Genomic DNA, 12,937 nt, shown 5'->3' on the forward strand with positions numbered 1-12,937 from the left:
CCCCATGTTCGACCACCACGCCACACTCAAAAAACACTTCACAGCCCTGCGCACCCGCGCCGAATTCTTCTCGCTGCGCTACGTACGCGAATCCGGCCACTACCTGGCCGTACGCAAAAACGTCGCTGAACCACCGCACCTGAACCACGACGAAGGCGCCATGCTCACCGTGCGTCTCAACGGTGTGGAAGCCTACGCGGCGACCAACGATATATCCCTGCCTGGCCTGCAAGCCGCCCTTGAGCGTGCCGAACAGCAAGCCCGGTTGATCAAACCCCACGCCCTGCTCGACCTGCGTGATCAGCATGTCTCCAGTGATGTGGCGGACTACCTGTCCCCCGAACTCAATCAGCCTTTCCCGTCCCTGAGCGACTGCTACCAATTGCTGGGCGACGAATCCGCCGCTGTGCCCAAGGACGAGCGCCTGGTGAGCTGGGAAGTCAGCCTCGGCCTGACCCACGTCGAGCAGATCTACCTCAACAACGCCGGCGCCGAGCTGCGCCAGGCCCAGCGCTTTGTGTTCCCAGGCGTCAATGTCACGGCCTACGATGGCAACGACAGCCAGAGCCGCACCCTGGGCGGCAGCAACTTCGGCCAGCAAGGTGGCTTTGATGTGATCAGCCGCTTCGGCCTGGTCGGCGCAGCGCCACGCATTGCCGACGAAGCCCTGCAACTGCTGCTCGCACCCAACACCCCCAACGGCCCGCGCGACCTGTTGCTGATGCCTGACCAGATGATCCTGCAGATCCACGAATCCATCGGCCACCCGCTGGAGCTGGACCGCATCCTGGGTGACGAGCGCAATTACGCCGGCACCAGTTTTGTGAAGGCCAGCGACTTCGGCCATCTGCACTATGGCTCCAAGTTGCTCAACGTGACGTTCGACCCGGACATCCCAGAGCAACTCGCCAGCTACAGCCATGACGACGACGGCACGCCCGCCAGCAAGCAGTTCCTGATCCGCGAAGGGTTGCTGCTCAAACCACTGGGCGGTGCGCTGTCGCAATTCCGTTCGGGTATGAGCGGCGTGGCCAATAGCCGGGCCAGCAGTTGGAACCGTGCGCCCATCGACCGCATGGCCAACCTGAACATCGAAGCGGGCGACAAGAGCCTGGCACAACTGATCGGCGGTATTGAAAGCGGCATCCTGATGTCGACCAACCGCTCATGGTCCATCGACGATGCGCGCAACAAATTCCAGTTCGGCTGCGAATGGGGTCAGTTGATCGAGAACGGCGAGCTGAAAGGTGTGGTGAAGAACCCTAACTACCGCGCCATTTCTGCCAACTTCTGGCGCAACCTCAGCGCGGTCGGTGACGCCAGCACCTTCAAGGTCCTGGGCACGCCGAACTGCGGCAAAGGCGAACCCAATCAGGTGATCCGCGTCGGCCATGCGTCACCGGCCTGCGTATTCAGTGATGTCGACGTATTTGGGGGAGACGCCTGATGAACAACTTCAAGGCATTGGTGGAGTGGCTCAAACATGCCATCACCGACAATGAACAATTCCACCTCGGCTATGCGGATGAAGCGTCCGAATTCGTGCGCTTCAATCACGCCAAGGTGCGCCAGGCGGGCCAAGTGCAACAGGCCAGCCTCAACCTGAAACTGATCAACGATGGCCGCCACGCCGACCTCGGCATCACCCTTGCCGGCGAGCCCGAGCTGGACCGCCAGCGTTTGGCCGATGGCCTGCAACAGTTGCGCGAAACCCTGCCGCTGCTGCCACAAGACCCGTACCTGCTGCTGAACCACAACGCCTGGCAAAGCAACAACGAACAAACCCGCCCGCTGCCGGAACTGGCCCAGGTACTGGAAGACGTCAGCCGGGCCGCCCAAGGTGTGGACCTGGTCGGCTTTTATGCGGCCGGCCCCATCAGCCGGGGCTTTGCCAGTTCGTCGGGCGCCTTCGGCTGGCACCAGGCCAATAGCTTCAACTTCGACTTCAGTCTGTTCCACGCCAATGGTGAAGCGGTAAAGGCCAGCTACGCCGGGCACACTTGGGACAGCGCCGAGTTTGCCGCGCGCTTCCAGCAGGCCCGCGAGCAGCTTGAGTTCCTCGGCCGTCCACTGCACAAGCTGGCCCCCGGACACTATCGCGCCTACCTCGCCCCGGCGGCGATTGAAGAAATCATCAGCATCATCACCTGGGGCGGGTTTTCCGCCCAAGCCATCGCCAGCAAGGGCAGTTCGCTGCAAAAGCTGTATGCCGGTGAACAGTCCCTGAGCCCGCTGGTGACAGTTGCGGAACAGATCAGCGGCTCCCTGAGCCAGGCGTTTTCCACTGAAGGTTACCCGCGCGGCGACGTCACGCTGATCAAGGCGGGGCAAGCCGATGGCCAATTGATCAACTCGCGCAGCGCTGCTGAATATGGTTTGAGCACTAACGGCGCAAGCAGCGATGAATCGCCCAGCGCCTTGCAAATGGCGGCGGGTAGCCTGGCCCAGGCCGATATCCTCAAGCAGTTGGGCACCGGGTTGTACATCAGCAATCTGTGGTACCTGAACTATTCTGACCTGCCGGCGGCCCGCCTGACCGGCATGACGCGCTTTGCCACCTTCTGGGTGGAAGACGGCGAGATCAAGGCGCCGGTCAGCACCATGCGTTTTGATGACAGCGTCTACAACCTGCTCGGCGCGCAGTTGGAAGCCCTGACCGCTGATCGGGAACTGCTGCTGTCGGCCAGTACCTACAGCCAGCGCAACACCGCCTCAAATCTGCTGCCAGGGGCCTTGGTCAAACGCCTGACTTTAACCTTGTAAATACAAAATCCTTGTGGGAGCGGGCTTGCTCGCGAAGGCGGCGTATCAGTCAACTTATCCGGTGGCTGGCGCTCCTCCTTCGCGAGCAAGCCCGCTCCCACACTGTCTTGCGATTACTTCCGACACCTCGACTCAATCCTTCCTACCGTCAAATCCCATCTCACGCTTGCTCCAGCGTGCTCAGTTGTCGCGCTTAAAAAACCTCGTTATAAGGGTTAGTGGCATCCCGCCACCCCCACCCACGAGAGCACGACCTTGCCCGGGAAGGGCAAGCTGGAGCGTTGACATGAACCATGGAAGTTTTGTCATTGAAAAGCTGTTCAAGCACTACAACGTTCATGTTGAGCAACTGGGAAACGATTCGCAAAAAAAGACCGTCCTGATGGTCAACGGTGCGCTGTCCACCACACGCTCCTTCGCCCGCACCAGCAAATGCCTGGCCGAGCATTTCAATGTGTTGCTGTTCGACCTGCCGTTCTCCGGCTATTCCCGCGAACACAACACTGACCTCGACTTGGTGACCAAGGACGACGAGGTGCAAATGCTGCGCGCCTTGGTCGAGCGCTTCCAGGTCAACCATCTGGTGTCGGCGTCCTGGGGCGGCATCTCGACGCTGCTGACCCTGGCACACAACCCACCCTCCATCGAAAGCTCAGTGGTGATGGCCCTCGCGCCCAACCTCAACCAAGCCATGCTCGACTATGTGGAACGTGTACGCGTATTGATCGAAGCGGACGACAAGTCCGCCGTCGGCCACTTGCTCAATGAAACCGTGGGCAAGTATTTGTCGCCCCGGCTCAAGCGCAACAACCACCGGCACCTGTCGACCATGGCCACCACCGAATACCGCCAGGCGCGTTTTCATATCCACCAAGTGTTGGCCTTGGGCGATGGCAACTACCTGCCGGCACTGCGGCAGATTGAAACGCCGGTGCACTTCCTCAACGGCGCCCTGGACGAATACACCCCCGCCGCCGAGGCCCAGTTGTTCAAGCAATACGTGGGGCGCAGCAGTTTTGCCGTGGCCGAACATACTGGCCACTTGCTCGACCTTGAATCCAACGAAGCCGCCGTGGCGGTGCACCGTGAACTGCTGGATTTCCTAGTGGGAAAACGCGCGACGAATGGCGCATAATCGCCAACACATAGCCTGCTAACCAAAAAGGGTTTCCATGCCGAATCGCGTCCCGCTCGATGCCAAGACCGCCCGCTGGCTCCCCTGGGTGGTCGCGATTGCCTTCTTCATGCAGTCGCTGGACGGGACGATCCTCAATACGGCATTACCGGCCATGGCCCGGGACCTCGCGGAAAACCCGCTGCGCATGCAAGGGGTGGTGATCGCCTACATGCTTACGGTCGCCTTGCTGATCCCGGCCTCGGGCTGGATCGCCGACCGCTTCGGTACCAAGAAAATCTTCTTTGGCGCAATCATGCTGTTCAGCATTGGTTCGCTGCTGTGCGCCTTGTCCAGCAGCCTGACCATGCTGGTGGGTGCGCGAGTCATTCAGGGCCTGGGCGGCGCGCTGATGCTGCCGGTGGGACGACTGGTGGTGCTGCGCGCGTATCCGCGTTCCGAGCTGGTGCGCATCATGGGCTTCATCACCATCCCCGGCCTGCTAGGCCCGTTGCTCGGCCCGACCATGGGCGGCTGGATGGTGCAATACCTGACCTGGCACTGGATCTTCCTGATCAACCTGCCGGTGGGCATGGTCGGTTGTTATGCCGTGTGGAAACTGATCCCCGACCTGCGCGGCAGCGAACGCACGCGCTTTGATGGCCTCGGCTTCCTGCTGTTTGGCGCGGCGATGGTGTTGATCACCATCGCCATGGAAGGCCTGGGCGAGCTGCACTTGCCGCACCTGCGGGTGATGTTGCTGCTGTTCGGCGGCCTCGCGTGCCTGGCGGCATATTGGCTGCGCGCCGGGCATATCGATAACCCACTGTTCTCGCCGGTGCTGTTCAAAACGCGCACCTTTGCCGTGGGCATTCTCGGCAACCTGTTCGCGCGGCTGGGCAGCGGCGCCCTGCCGTTCCTGGTGCCGCTGCTGTTGCAGGTAGCGCTGGGTTACTCGCCGTCCGAAGCGGGCATGAGCATGTTGCCCCTGGCAGCGGCGGCGATGTTTGCCAAATCCATCGCCCGCACGCTGATCGAACGCCTCGGCTACCGCGTCGTGCTCACCGGCAACACCCTGGCGCTGGGCATTATGCTCGCCAGCATGGGCCTGGTCAGCGAGCACACGCCCTACCCGCTGCTGTTGTGCATGCTGGCAGTACTGGGGGCGATCAACTCCCTGCAATTCACGGCAATGAACACCGTCACCCTGATCGACCTCGACGACGCCCAGGCCAGCAGCGGCAACAGTTTGCTGTCGGTGGTGGCGCAGTTGTCCCTCAGCCTGGGCGTGGCCTGTGCCGGTGCATTGCTCGGCGGTTTTACCGCCGAAACCGGCAATGACGGTGTGGAAAGCGTCCTCGGCGCGTTCCAACTGACCTTCCTCACGGTTGGCATCATGGCGATGCTGGCGGCGGCGATCTTCTTGCAATTGTCGCCAACCGACGGCAAACGGGTGGTCAGCCGCGAGCACGACATCGAGCATTAACAGGCTTCTCGTCTAGAACTTGCGGGGAAATTCCCACGAGACTGGTACACTGCGCGACATTTTGTTTTGCAGAGCCAGTCCCGTGACTACCATCGCCACCGCTTTTAATACTTTGCCCCTGTCCGCCGCCATGCTGGCTAACCTCGACTCGCTGGGTTATGTCGAGATGACGCAGATCCAGGCGCAAAGCTTGCCGGTGATCCTCAAAGGGCTGGACCTGATTGCCCAGGCCAAGACCGGCAGCGGCAAGACAGCTGCATTCGGCATCGGCCTGTTGAACCCGATCAACCCGCGCTACTTTGGCTGCCAGGCCCTGGTGATGTGCCCGACCCGTGAGCTGGCCGACCAGGTCGCCAAGGAAATCCGTCGCCTGGCCCGTGCCGAAGACAACATCAAGGTACTGACCCTGTGCGGTGGCGTGTCCCTCGGCCCGCAGATCGCCTCCCTGGAACACGGCGCCCACGTCATCGTCGGCACCCCGGGCCGTATCCAGCAGCACCTGCGCAAAGGTTCGCTGGTGCTGGACGGCCTCAACACGCTGATCCTCGACGAAGCCGACCGCATGCTCGACATGGGCTTCTACGACGCCATCGAAGACATCATCAGCAAGACCCCGCCACGCCGCCAGACCCTGCTGTTCTCGGCCACTTACCCGGTGAGCATCAAGCAGCTTGCTTCCAAATTCATGCGCGCGCCGCAGCAGGTGAAGGCTGAAGCCTTCCACTCCGATGACCAGATCGAGCAGCGTTTCTACGAGATCTCGCCGGAAGAGCGCATGGACGCGGTGACCAAGGTCCTGGCGCATTTCCGCCCGGCCTCCTGCGTGGCCTTCTGCTTTACCAAGCAGCAAGTGCAGGAAACCGTGGATCACCTGACGTCCAAAGGTATCTCCGCCGTCGGCCTGCATGGCGACCTGGAACAGCGCGACCGTGACCAGGTGCTGGCGATGTTCGCCAACCGCAGTACCTCAGTGCTGGTCGCTACCGACGTTGCCGCCCGTGGTTTGGACATTGATTCGCTGGACATGGTGATCAACGTCGAATTGGCCCGCGACTCGGAAATCCACATCCACCGCGTCGGTCGTACCGGTCGTGCCGGTGAGACCGGCATCGCCATCAGCCTGGTCGCCCCGTCCGAAGCGCACCGCGCCCAGGCCATCGAGCAACTGCAGAAGTCGCCGCTGAACTGGGATCAACTGGACAACCTCAAGCCGCAAAGCGGTGGTCCGTTGCTGCCACAGATGAGCACCCTGTGCATTGCGGCCGGGCGTAAAGACAAGGTTCGTCCAGGCGACATCCTTGGCGCACTGACCGGTGAAGCGGGCATCCCGGGTGCCCAGGTCGGCAAGATTGCGATCTTTGATTTCCAGGCCTTCGTGGCCGTGGAGCGCGGGATCGCCAAGCAGGCATTGCAGCGCTTGAACGACGGCAAGATCAAAGGCCGCTCGTTGCGCGTGCGAATCCTGTAAAGCACTCAAGCTCTACAGAGATCAAAATGTGGGAGCGGGCTTGCTCGCGAAGGCGGTGGACCAGTCAAGTTATTCGGTGGCTGACACACCGCATTCGCGAGCAAGCCCGCTCCCACATTTGACTATATTCCAAATCAGATTTTGTATGAGGACACCGTTTTGCGCTCGACCGAAGTTGTGATCATTGGCGCCGGCGCCGCAGGCTTGATGTGTGCACTGACCGCCGCCGGGCGTGGGCGCAAGGTGATGTTGATCGACCATGCCAACAAGGCCGGCAAGAAGATCCTGATGTCCGGCGGTGGCCGCTGCAACTTCACCAATATGTACACCGAGCCGGCCAACTTCCTCTCGCACAACGAACACTTCTGCAAATCCGCCCTGGCGCGCTACACCCAGTGGGATTTCATCGGCCTGGTAGCCAAGCACGGGGTGCCCTACCACGAGAAAAAACTCGGCCAGTTGTTCTGCGATAATAAGTCCAGCGACATCCTCGGCATGCTGCTCGACGAGTGCATTCAGGTCGGTGTAAGCCTGCACCTGGATACGTCAGTCCAGGAGATTGCCAAGCTGGAAGCCGGGTATCAGCTGCAAACCACCTTGGGTGAACTGCGCTGCGAATCCCTGGTGATCGCCACGGGCGGCCTGTCGATTCCGACCCTGGGCGCCACCGGTTTTGGTTACCAGGTGGCCAAGCAGTTCGGCCATGAACTGCTGCCGACCCGCGCCGGGCTGGTGCCGTTCACCATCACCGACCAGCTCAAGGACCTGTGTGGCGAGCTGTCCGGTACGTCGGTGGATTGCCTGGTCAGCTGCAACGGCCAGAGCTTTCGCGAGAACATCCTGTTTACCCACCGCGGCCTGAGCGGGCCGGCGATTTTGCAGATTTCCTCGTACTGGGAACCGGGCGACACGGTGGAGATCAACCTGCTGCCCGACCACGACGCCCACAGCTGGCTGCAACAGCAACAGGCCGAGCGCCCCAACAGCGAGCTGAAAACCCTGCTGGGCGAGATCTTCACCAAGAAGATGGCCAACCTGCTGGCAGACAGCTGGTTCGTGTCCAAGCCGATGAAGCAGTACACCCACGCTGAAATTGCCGACATCGCGCAGAAACTCGGCAGTTGGCAATGGGTGCCGGCGGGCACCGAGGGCTATCGCACCGCCGAGGTGACCCTGGGTGGGGTGGACACGCGGGAGGTGTCCTCCAAGACCATGGAATCGCTGAAAAGCCCGGGGTTGTATTTTATTGGGGAAGTGCTGGATGTGACCGGTCACCTGGGTGGGTTCAACTTCCAGTGGGCGTGGGCGTCCGGCTATGCCGCCGCGCAATACGCCTGACAAAAGGCTGTACTTGGTCAAAATGTGGGAGCTGGCTTGCCTGCGATAGCGGCGGTGAATTCATCGCCGCCATCGCAGGCAAGCCAGCTCCCACTTTCGTTTTGGGGTGGCACTCAAAAATATGCAATGAGATGTGATTGCCACGCTTGCCGTGACGTCACTGATGGCTCAATTTAACGGCATCGTCCCGGAAGACTCCAGACTTCATGTCATCGACCTCGTTCAAGCAGTCCATGCGGCGCCTGTGGGCGCTGGATAAATTCAGCTACAGCATTCGGGTATTCATCGCCCTCACCGGCAGCATGGCGCTGTGCTTGTATCAGGATGAAATGACGCTGCTGATCCCATTGTTCCTGGGGATTATCGCCAGCGCCCTGGCCGAGACCGATGACAGTTGGCAAGGCCGGCTCAACGCCCTGGCGGTGACGCTGGTGTGTTTCAGCATCGCCGCGCTGTCGGTGGAGCTGCTGTTCCCTTACCCGTGGATCTTCGCGATCTCCCTGGCCCTCGCCACCTTCTGCCTGACCATGCTCGGCGCCTTGGGCGAGCGCTATGGCGCGATCGCATCGGCAACGCTGATCCTGTCGGTGTACACCATGATCGGCGTGGACCAGCGTGGCGGCGCCGTTTCCGACTTCTGGCACGAGCCGCTGCTGCTGGTGGCCGGTGCCGCCTGGTACGGCGCACTGTCGGTGCTGTGGCAGGCGCTGTTTTCCAACCAGCCGGTGCAACAGAGCCTGGCACGCTTGTTTCGCGAACTGGGGCGTTACCTCAAGCTCAAGTCGTCGCTGTTCGAACCGATCCGCCAACTGGATGTGGAAGCGCGACGCCTGGAACTGGCCCAGCAGAACGGCCGCGTGGTGGCAGCGCTGAATGCGGCGAAGGAAATCATCCTGCACCGTGTAGGCAATGGTCGTCCCGGTTCGAAAGTCAGCCGCTACCTGAAGCTGTACTTCCTGGCCCAGGACATCCACGAACGCGCCAGCTCGTCCCACTACCCCTACAACGCCCTGGCCGAGGCCTTCTTCCACAGCGACGTGCTGTTCCGTTGCCAACGGCTGCTGCGCCAGCAGGGCAAGGCCTGCCAGACCCTGGCCGAATCGATCCAGATGCGCCAGCCATTCATCTATGACGACAGCTTCGCCGAAGCCCTGGGCGACCTGAACGCGTCCCTGGAACACCTGCGCATCCAGAGCAACCCGGCCTGGCGCGGCCTGCTGCGTTCGTTGCGCGCGCTGGCGGCCAACCTGTCCACGCTGGACCGCCTGCTCGGCGACGCCAGCAACCCCGACAGCCTGGCGGACGCCACTGACAGCAACCTGCTGGACCGCGCTCCGCGCAACCTCAAGGAAATGTGGACGCGCCTGCGCACGCAGATGACGCCGACGTCGCTATTGTTCCGCCATGCGCTGCGCCTGTCCCTGGCGTTGACCGTCGGCTACGGCATGCTGCATGCGATCCACGCGTCCCAGGGCTATTGGATCATCCTCACCACGCTGTTCGTGTGCCAACCGAACTACGGTGCCACCCGACGCAAGCTCGGCCAGCGGATCATCGGCACCGCCATCGGCCTCACCGTGGCCTGGGCGCTGTTCGACCTGTTCCCGAGCCCCTTGGTGCAGTCGATGTTCGCTATCGCCGCCGGCCTGGTGTTCTTTATCAACCGCACCACCCGCTACACCCTGGCCACCGCCGCCATCACCTTGATGGTGCTGTTCTGCTTCAACCAGGTCGGCGATGGCTACGGGCTGTTCCTGCCGCGCTTGTTCGATACCTTACTCGGCAGCTTGATTGCAGGCCTGGCGGTATTCCTGTTCCTGCCCGACTGGCAAGGCCGTCGCCTGAACAAAGTGCTGGCCAATACCCTGAGCTGCAACAGCATTTACCTGCGCCAGATCATGCAGCAGTACGCCGCCGGCAAAAGCGACGACCTGGCCTACCGCCTGGCCCGACGCAACGCACACAACGCCGATGCGGCGCTGTCGACCACCCTGGCGAACATGCTGATGGAGCCGGGGCACTTCCGTAAGGAAGCAGACGTGGGCTTCCGCTTCCTGGTGCTGTCGCACACCTTGCTCAGTTATTTGTCCGGGCTGGGCGCGCACCGCGAGACCCAATTGCCAGCCGAAGTGCGCGAACATCTGATCGACGGCGCTGGCAATACCCTAGCGGCGAGCATCGATGAAATCGCCACGGGGTTGGCCAACAAGCAGCCGGTTGCGATTCAGAGCGATGCCGAGGAAGCGCTGGCGGCGGACCTGGAGCAGATGCCGGACGAGATCGATGAGGGGCAACGGTTGGTGCAGACACAGTTGGCGTTGATTTGTCGGCAGTTGGGGCCGTTGCGTACGCTGGCGGCGCACTTGATCAAGGACACCAGCGCGGCTTAGGCCGTTATCGCCGGTAAGCGCACTACATCCCATGCTGCTTCATCAACCGCGCATAACTGCCATCCGCCTTCATCTTCGCAATCTCCCGGTCAAAGCTGGCAACAATCTGCGCGTGCTCGGGGTTCTTCAGACTTACCAGGATATGCAGGCTGTTTTCACTTAACGGCGTGGGTAAAAACTCCACCGAGTTGCGCACGCGTGCCGACTCGCGCGACAGGTAATAGCGCGCCACATACTCATCCTCCACCGTCAGCCGCACGCGCTGCGCCGCCAGCATGCGCACGGCCATGGCGAAGTTATGCACCGGCACCTTCTGCAACTGCGCATCCCCATCGAACGCCGCCGAATAGGCATACCCACGCACCACGGCGATGGGGTAGTCGTGCAGTTGCCCGAGGTTCTGGTACTCGATGGGATCGTCGCGACGCTTGAGAAAGCGCACGCGGTTGAGCAGGTATTCGCCAGAGAACTGCCCCAACTGAGTGCGGGCATCGTCGTACCAGGCGTTGACCAGCACGTCATAACGTCCGTCACCCACGCCCATCAGTGCCCGGGCCCAGGGCACCTGTTCGAAATCACTGGCGTAACCGGCGCGGGCCAGGGCTGTACTGACGATGTCGGTGGCCAGCCCGCCGTTGATCAGGGTCGCATCGGTAAAGGGTGGCCAGGCGTCCGCTACCAGGCGCAAACGCTGTGCGAATGCCGGCTGGGCCAGCAGCAACACTCCAATCAAAGCAACGGCACGAGTCAATCGCGGCATGCTCAAAGTCCTTGGCAGGCAGGCGGTGGCCTTGGCTCAGGCGGGGCCCGAGGTCCTAACAGTAGCTCAGATTACACAAAGAAACCGGCGCCGAACGCACTCAATGATGGCAATTTGATTTCACTCACAAAAATAGCTGATTTAGACAGCGCCGCCGGCTGCGCTTACTATCGGGAACAGATATTTATAAGAGAACACGCCATGACAGTTGAATGGGTCTGCAAACATCACAATGACCTCGGCAAGGAACAGCTTTACGCCATCCTGCGCTTGCGCAACGAGGTGTTTGTCGTTGAGCAGAAATGCGTTTACCAGGATCTCGACGGGCAGGACCTGGAAGGCGACACCCATCACCTGATGGCCTGGCAGGACGACCAGTTGGTCGCTTACCTGCGCCTGCTGGACCCAGAGTCCCAGGGCGGTGATGTGGTGATCGGCCGGGTAATTGTAGCGCCGGTCGCGCGCGGCACCGGGCTGGGGCATCGGATGATGGAAGAAACACTCAAGCAGATTGCCGAAATCTGGCCGCAGACGCCGATATTCCTATCAGCCCAGGCGCATTTGCAGGGGTACTACGGGCGGTATGGTTTTGTAGTGGCGGGTGAGGAATACCTTGAGGATGATATTCCGCACATCGGCATGCGCCGCGACTGAGGGTCTCATCGCAGGCAAGCCCGCTCCCCCCATTTGAACGCATTCACAGGTCCAAATGTGGGAGCGGGCTTGCCCGCGATAGCGCCGGGTCACCCACCACTGACCTTCAGGGATACCCCAACACCTGTTTCACCGAAACCAGATTCACCTCGATCCACCGCCGATCTATCGCCCCCCAACTGCGAATTCGATAACACCCGGCATGGTTGCGGGCGCCGTCTTCCTGCTCGAACTCGCAGACGATATCCAAGTCGGCCAAGGCCGCAATCGTATCCTGGGCCGTACGCCGGGGCATGCCCGTCACCTCAGTCAACGCCGGCACACTGCTGGCCTGGCCGCTGTCGATCAGGTAGGCCACATACAGGCGGCGATAAAAGCTGCTCTTGGTCTTGCTCACATCCATGGTCGGTCGCCTTGTGCGGTCAGGGTTTGCCCTGCAGGTCGCGGTACGTGAGGTAGACCCGCAGGTCGAATTCCACCTGATGGTAGCCCGGCATCATGTACTCACAGAGTTTGTAGAACGCCTTGTTGTGGTCCGACTCCTTGAAGTGCGCCAGTTCGTGTACCACGATCATGCGCAGGAACTCCGGCGCCGCCTCTTTGAACAGTGCGGCAATGCGGATCTCTTTCTTGGACTTCAGGTTGCCGCCCTGCACCCGCGAGATCGTGGTGTGCAGGCCGAGGGCGCGATGGGTCAGGTCCAGGCGGTTATCGAACAGCACCTTGTCGATCGCCGGCGCGTTGCGCAGGTGCTCCTGCTTCAAGGCCAGGGCGTAGGCATACAAGGCCTTGTCGCTTTGCACGGCGTGGCGTTCGGGGTATCGCTGTTCCAGGTAGGCACCCAACTGGTCCTTGGCGATCAGCTGGCGCACTTGCTCCTGAAGGGTGGCGGGATAGGCCTGGAGGTATTTCAGCGCGGTCATGGGGTCTGCAACAGGGCTTGGATGGCCGCCAGTGTAGCGAA

Annotated in this window: 11 protein-coding genes; 8 read left to right on the top strand and 3 right to left on the bottom strand. The window is 61.4% G+C overall.

The features are described from left to right. The first annotated feature begins 4 nt into the window (after positions 1-4). The 7 genes from KUA23_RS27895 (at position 5) to yccS (ending at position 10,559) form a co-directional block, all read left to right on the top strand. The gene (locus KUA23_RS27895) at positions 5-1,447 is read left to right on the top strand and encodes a TldD/PmbA family protein (RefSeq protein ID WP_078050505.1); all 1,443 of its coding nucleotides are present in this window, start codon (positions 5-7) and stop codon (positions 1,445-1,447) included. Continuing rightward, complete coding sequence (locus tag KUA23_RS27900; RefSeq protein WP_252993159.1) at positions 1,447-2,763, top strand: TldD/PmbA family protein; 1,317 nt, start codon at positions 1,447-1,449, stop codon at positions 2,761-2,763. The genes KUA23_RS27895 and KUA23_RS27900 overlap by 1 nt, the downstream gene beginning before the upstream one ends. Positions 2,764-3,049: 286 nt before the next feature. Continuing rightward, on the top strand, positions 3,050-3,898 hold the full coding sequence (locus tag KUA23_RS27905; protein WP_028618248.1) for an alpha/beta fold hydrolase: 849 nt from the start codon (positions 3,050-3,052) through the stop codon (positions 3,896-3,898). A gap of 37 nt (positions 3,899-3,935) precedes the next feature. Next, complete coding sequence (gene mdtD, locus KUA23_RS27910; RefSeq protein WP_252993160.1) at positions 3,936-5,363, top strand: multidrug transporter subunit MdtD; 1,428 nt, start codon at positions 3,936-3,938, stop codon at positions 5,361-5,363. 130 nt (positions 5,364-5,493) lie between these two features. Then, positions 5,494-6,831, top strand: a complete 1,338-nt coding sequence (gene dbpA, locus KUA23_RS27915) for an ATP-dependent RNA helicase DbpA (RefSeq protein WP_231501119.1) — start codon at positions 5,494-5,496, stop codon at positions 6,829-6,831. Positions 6,832-6,990: 159 nt separating this feature from the next. After that, entirely contained in the window at positions 6,991-8,169 is a 1,179-nt protein-coding gene (locus KUA23_RS27920) for a BaiN/RdsA family NAD(P)/FAD-dependent oxidoreductase (RefSeq protein WP_252993161.1), read from the top strand. A gap of 206 nt (positions 8,170-8,375) precedes the next feature. After that, positions 8,376-10,559 (top strand): YccS family putative transporter, encoded by a 2,184-nt coding sequence (gene yccS, locus KUA23_RS27925; RefSeq protein WP_252993162.1) that lies wholly within the window; start codon positions 8,376-8,378, stop codon positions 10,557-10,559. 22 nt (positions 10,560-10,581) lie between these two features. Here yccS and KUA23_RS27930 read toward each other — a convergent pair whose 3' ends face one another. Then, positions 10,582-11,319, bottom strand: a complete 738-nt coding sequence (locus tag KUA23_RS27930) for a substrate-binding periplasmic protein (protein ID WP_214497236.1) — start codon at positions 11,317-11,319, stop codon at positions 10,582-10,584. A gap of 201 nt (positions 11,320-11,520) precedes the next feature. Here KUA23_RS27930 and KUA23_RS27935 point away from each other — a divergent pair, with 201 nt between their 5' ends. Continuing rightward, entirely contained in the window at positions 11,521-11,973 is a 453-nt protein-coding gene (locus KUA23_RS27935; protein WP_099493089.1) for a GNAT family N-acetyltransferase, read from the top strand. Between the two features lie 106 nt (positions 11,974-12,079). Here the strand turns inward: KUA23_RS27935 and KUA23_RS27940 are convergent, their stop codons facing one another. Both KUA23_RS27940 and KUA23_RS27945 read right to left on the bottom strand, forming a co-directional pair. After that, the gene (locus tag KUA23_RS27940; protein WP_078050513.1) at positions 12,080-12,376 is read right to left on the bottom strand and encodes a winged helix-turn-helix domain-containing protein; all 297 of its coding nucleotides are present in this window, start codon (positions 12,374-12,376) and stop codon (positions 12,080-12,082) included. Positions 12,377-12,395: 19 nt separating this feature from the next. Next, a complete protein-coding gene (locus KUA23_RS27945; RefSeq protein WP_078050514.1) occupies positions 12,396-12,896 on the bottom strand; it encodes a M48 metallopeptidase family protein in 501 nt (166 codons plus the stop codon). Positions 12,897-12,937: the final 41 nt, after the last annotated feature.

It is taken from the genome of Pseudomonas pergaminensis, assembly GCF_024112395.2.
Taxonomy (GTDB): Bacteria; Pseudomonadota; Gammaproteobacteria; order Pseudomonadales; family Pseudomonadaceae; genus Aquipseudomonas; species Aquipseudomonas pergaminensis.

What these genes read in the sequence shown, in the direction of transcription:
- KUA23_RS27900 (WP_252993159.1), top strand. Translation starts at nt 1,447, where the DNA reads ATGAACAACTTCAAGGCATTGGTGGAGTGGCTCAAACATGCCATCACC.
- mdtD (WP_252993160.1), top strand. Translation starts at nt 3,936, where the DNA reads ATGCCGAATCGCGTCCCGCTCGATGCCAAGACCGCCCGCTGGCTCCCC.
- KUA23_RS27935 (WP_099493089.1), top strand. Translation starts at nt 11,521, where the DNA reads ATGACAGTTGAATGGGTCTGCAAACATCACAATGACCTCGGCAAGGAA.
- yccS (WP_252993162.1), top strand. Translation starts at nt 8,376, where the DNA reads ATGTCATCGACCTCGTTCAAGCAGTCCATGCGGCGCCTGTGGGCGCTG.
- dbpA (WP_231501119.1), top strand. Translation starts at nt 5,494, where the DNA reads ATGCTGGCTAACCTCGACTCGCTGGGTTATGTCGAGATGACGCAGATC.
- KUA23_RS27940 (WP_078050513.1), bottom strand. Translation starts at nt 12,376, where the DNA reads ATGGATGTGAGCAAGACCAAGAGCAGCTTTTATCGCCGCCTGTATGTG.
- KUA23_RS27930 (WP_214497236.1), bottom strand. Translation starts at nt 11,319, where the DNA reads ATGCCGCGATTGACTCGTGCCGTTGCTTTGATTGGAGTGTTGCTGCTG.
- KUA23_RS27905 (WP_028618248.1), top strand. Translation starts at nt 3,050, where the DNA reads ATGAACCATGGAAGTTTTGTCATTGAAAAGCTGTTCAAGCACTACAAC.
- KUA23_RS27945 (WP_078050514.1), bottom strand. Translation starts at nt 12,896, where the DNA reads ATGACCGCGCTGAAATACCTCCAGGCCTATCCCGCCACCCTTCAGGAG.
- KUA23_RS27895 (WP_078050505.1), top strand. Translation starts at nt 5, where the DNA reads ATGTTCGACCACCACGCCACACTCAAAAAACACTTCACAGCCCTGCGC.